This window comes from bacterium (assembly GCA_040757115.1).
Lineage (GTDB): Bacteria > UBA9089 > CG2-30-40-21 > CG2-30-40-21 > SBAY01 > JBFLXS01.
In genome coordinates this window covers 12,083-15,407 of the sequence record JBFLYA010000086.1, presented here as the reverse complement: position 1 = coordinate 15,407, position 3,325 = coordinate 12,083, and the positions used below count along the sequence as shown (strand labels likewise).

Sequence of the window (3,325 nt, the reverse complement as noted above, 5' to 3'; positions counted from 1 at the left end):
TCCTGGGAGAGATGCTGGAGTGGCTGAACAGGTACGCCTGGAAAGCGTATGACGGGGAAACTCGTCCGAGGGTTCGAATCCCTCTCTCTCCGCCAGTTGACATTACAAATCACACCTATTTTCTACTTAACAACTTCGCATTGAAAGAGTTATAGAAATAAAGGATACTCCTTCCAGGAAGGTAAAAGTAAGGTTGAGTAATCTTATGAAAAACTTTATAACCAACAGTAAAACAGGTAATGGGTCAGTCATCGGTGGTAAAAGATATTCCTCTCGCAAAGGCGCAAAGGACTCAAAGAAATTTCAAATCACAAATTCCAAAGGACAAATAAATCCCAATGACTAAAATTCAAACTTCCACATCAATCCATTTATCGTTATTCGTTGAACGAATAAACCAGGAGTCTTAAACAATGAACTCTGAACGAATAGAATTTGGTGTTTGGAATTTGGAATTTCTGAGTACTTTGCGTTCTTTGCGCCTTTGCGAGAAATTTAATCTTTTAGAGAGGTGCGTCCAGTTCCTGCATCTGAAAAAAGTCTCGAACAACAGGCAATAAACAATCTAAAGACATTCCTTAACAGGATTCAGGATGAAAGAATATTTGAACACAAAGACTTTCTTAAAACTCTGCTTGAAGATATTCTGGATTACGGAACATTACCTGATTATACTTTGCGTCGTATAGCCAATCTGGAAAGTGGGGATGAGAAAAAGGTTGAAAGGTCAATCAAAGAAATTAATGCCTTGAAAGAGGAACTTGGTGAAAATTATTTAGAAAAGGAAAAATCAAGGCAGAAAGATTTAACCAAAGAAATAATTGTTGCCATTGAGAATCAAAAATAATATGAAAAAAGAAGAATTAAATCTAATTTTAAAAGAAGGCGAAGGTTACAAAATAGAATTCAAAGAGAATATCAATGGATTGGACAAAGAAATTGTCGCCTTTGCAAATGCTTCCGGTGGAAAGATTTTTCTTGGAATAAGTGATAATGGACAACCAAAAGGAATTACAATCTCAAACAAGTTAAAATCACAAATCCAGGATATAGCAAATAATTGTAGGCCAAAGCCATTCATCCTATTAGAAGAACTCGGGAATATATTGCTCATCAATGTCCGCGAAGGAACTGATAAACCCTACGAATGTTCTTCTGGATTTTTTAAAAGGATAGGACCAAACTCCCAGAAAATGATGAGAAATGAAATAATTGAAATCTTTAAATCAGAAGGTAAAATCCACTTTGAAGAATTAACTGTTCCAAAATTTAAATACCCAAAAGATTTTTCCCGAGAAAAACTGAACAGTTTTCTAGAACTTGCAGGTCTATCTAAATCAACAAAAACAGAAACAGTGCTTTTGAGTTTAGAGGTTACCGAGAAACAGGAAGGAAGATTATATTTTAATAATGCAGGAGTTCTTTTCTTTGCCAGAGAACCACAGAAGTTTATTCCCTGGTCAGTTTTTACTGTTGCTCTTTTTAAAAATAACGAAGGTACTGATGTGATAGACAGGAAGGAAATTATGGGAAGTTTGTTCGAGATAGTCAATAAGGTTATGGATTTTATTCGGCTGTATGCAAAAGTAGCTTATAGGTTTACTGGTATGCCTCAGAGAGAAAACATATATGAATATCCATTTGATGCTATCAGAGAAGCAGTTATAAATTCGGTGATGCATAAATACTATTTTGAGCATAGGCATAATAATATTTTGAAGTTTTTACCAGACAGAATCAAAATTGAAAATTACTGGCAGAAACCGTCTAATTTTGTTCTCGGTAAAACTGTATTTAGAAGAAATCATATTATTGCTGATTTATTTTCCAAGATTCACTTTGGTGAGAAAATGGGAACAGGTTTTGATAGAATTCGAGAAATCTGTAAAAAGGAAAATTCGCCTTTTCCTGATGTTGAATTTAGTGAGAATTACTTTTATGTAACTTTCAGACAGAGTTATAACTATTTAAAGCTTGCCCAATCCTCTGAAACCACCCGCAGGTCTGAGGAAAAAACTACCCAGAAAACATCCAGAAAACATCCAGAAAATAATTAATATGGTATTAGAGAATCCAAACATTTCAATGCGTGAATTGATGCAAAAACTGAGTTTAACAGAGGGTAGCATCAGGCATCATTTATTTAGCTTAAAGAAAAAAGGGATATTAAAGAGAATCGGTCCCGATAAAGGTGGCTATTGGAAAGTTATTAAGAGGTCAAAATGAGCAAAGAAATTTTAGATAATATAATTAGCGAATTTTCTCCTGATAGGTTTGAAAGATTTTTCCGGGCAAAAAACGATAAGATGAGGTATCCTGATGAACCACTTGGTTATGACGATGCCGAAAACAATTGGACAGAAGGAAAGATTTTAGCCGAAGGCAAACTTGATGACGGAGAACTTATTGTCTGTTCATTTCTGGTCAAAAAAGAACTTACAGAACGCTCGGGCAAAAAAGCACAATATAACCTTGGTAAAAAAATATTAAAAGAACAACAAGCAGATGCAGGAATATTTATTTTTTATACCCCTCAGGGCAATTTCCGTTTCAGTTTAATTTACACTAATTATCTGGGAACACGCCGAGACTGGAGTAATTTCAAAAGATTTACCTATTTTGTAAGTAGAGAAATTACTAACAAAACCTTCCTTAAACAAATCGGTGAGGGGAATCTTTCTACATTAGCAAATATCAAAGAAGCATTCTCTGTTGACCCTGTTAGAAAGCAGTTTTATAGTGAGATTCAAACCTGGTATTTCTGGGCGATGGACAAAATTAAGTTTCCCGATGATTATAAACACAGCACTGACCCTGACAGGGATAAAGAGATACGCAATGCAACAAATCTTATTCGTTTAATCACAAGAATTATCTTCATCTGGTTTTTGATGGAAAAGGGCTTAATTCTGCCTGATTTGTTCTCAAGAGAGAAACTTGCAGGAATTCTAAAGGACTTTATGAACAGCAATAAAGCGTCTAATTTTTACAATGCTATCCTGCAAAACCTCTTCTTTGGCACATTGAATCAAAAGATGGATGAAAGGAAGTTTGTGCAGGAGGGTGGCGTTGAAGTAAATAAAAAAGAATATGGCGTCAAAAACCTATATCGTTATGGTGGTAAGTTCTTGATAAGTAAAGACGAGGTTTTGAAACTCCTTAAGGACATTCCTTTCTTAAACGGTGGTTTATTTGATTGCCTTGATAAAGAAGATGAAACAGGAAAGGTGATTTATGTGGATGGGTTTTCAAGAAACCCAGCAAAGCACTCAATCATCCCGGACTATTTATTTTTTCAACAGGAAGAGGAAAGAGTTGACCTGTC

5 protein-coding genes and 1 tRNA gene are annotated in these 3,325 nt (G+C 35.1%); all 6 read left to right on the top strand.

All coding sequences use genetic code 11. The features are described 5' to 3' along the window. Nucleotides 1–5 precede the first annotated feature (5 nt). Nucleotides 6–95: transfer RNA gene (locus AB1422_09355), tRNA-Ser, on the top strand. 110 nt (nt 96–205) lie between these two features. After that, complete coding sequence (locus AB1422_09350) at nt 206–346, top strand: hypothetical protein (protein ID MEW6619518.1); 141 nt, start codon at nt 206–208, stop codon at nt 344–346. Nucleotides 347–511: 165 nt separating this feature from the next. Next, entirely contained in the window at nt 512–847 is a 336-nt protein-coding gene (locus AB1422_09345) for a hypothetical protein (GenBank protein MEW6619517.1), read from the top strand. A gap of 1 nt (nt 848) precedes the next feature. Beyond that, the gene (locus tag AB1422_09340) at nt 849–2,057 is read left to right on the top strand and encodes an RNA-binding domain-containing protein (protein MEW6619516.1); all 1,209 of its coding nucleotides are present in this window, start codon (nt 849–851) and stop codon (nt 2,055–2,057) included. 1 nt (nt 2,058) lies between these two features. Next, on the top strand, nt 2,059–2,226 hold the full coding sequence (locus AB1422_09335) for a winged helix-turn-helix transcriptional regulator (protein MEW6619515.1): 168 nt from the start codon (nt 2,059–2,061) through the stop codon (nt 2,224–2,226). Next, the coding region (locus AB1422_09330) for a class I SAM-dependent DNA methyltransferase (protein ID MEW6619514.1) at nt 2,223–3,325 on the top strand (1,103 nt) is incomplete at its 3' end. The genes AB1422_09335 and AB1422_09330, both read left to right, overlap by 4 nt.

Coding starts and splice junctions, on each gene's coding strand:
- AB1422_09350 (MEW6619518.1), top strand. CDS start 206: ATGAAAAACTTTATAACCAACAGTAAAACAGGTAATGGGTCAGTCATC.
- AB1422_09340 (MEW6619516.1), top strand. CDS start 849: ATGAAAAAAGAAGAATTAAATCTAATTTTAAAAGAAGGCGAAGGTTAC.
- AB1422_09335 (MEW6619515.1), top strand. CDS start 2,059: ATGGTATTAGAGAATCCAAACATTTCAATGCGTGAATTGATGCAAAAA.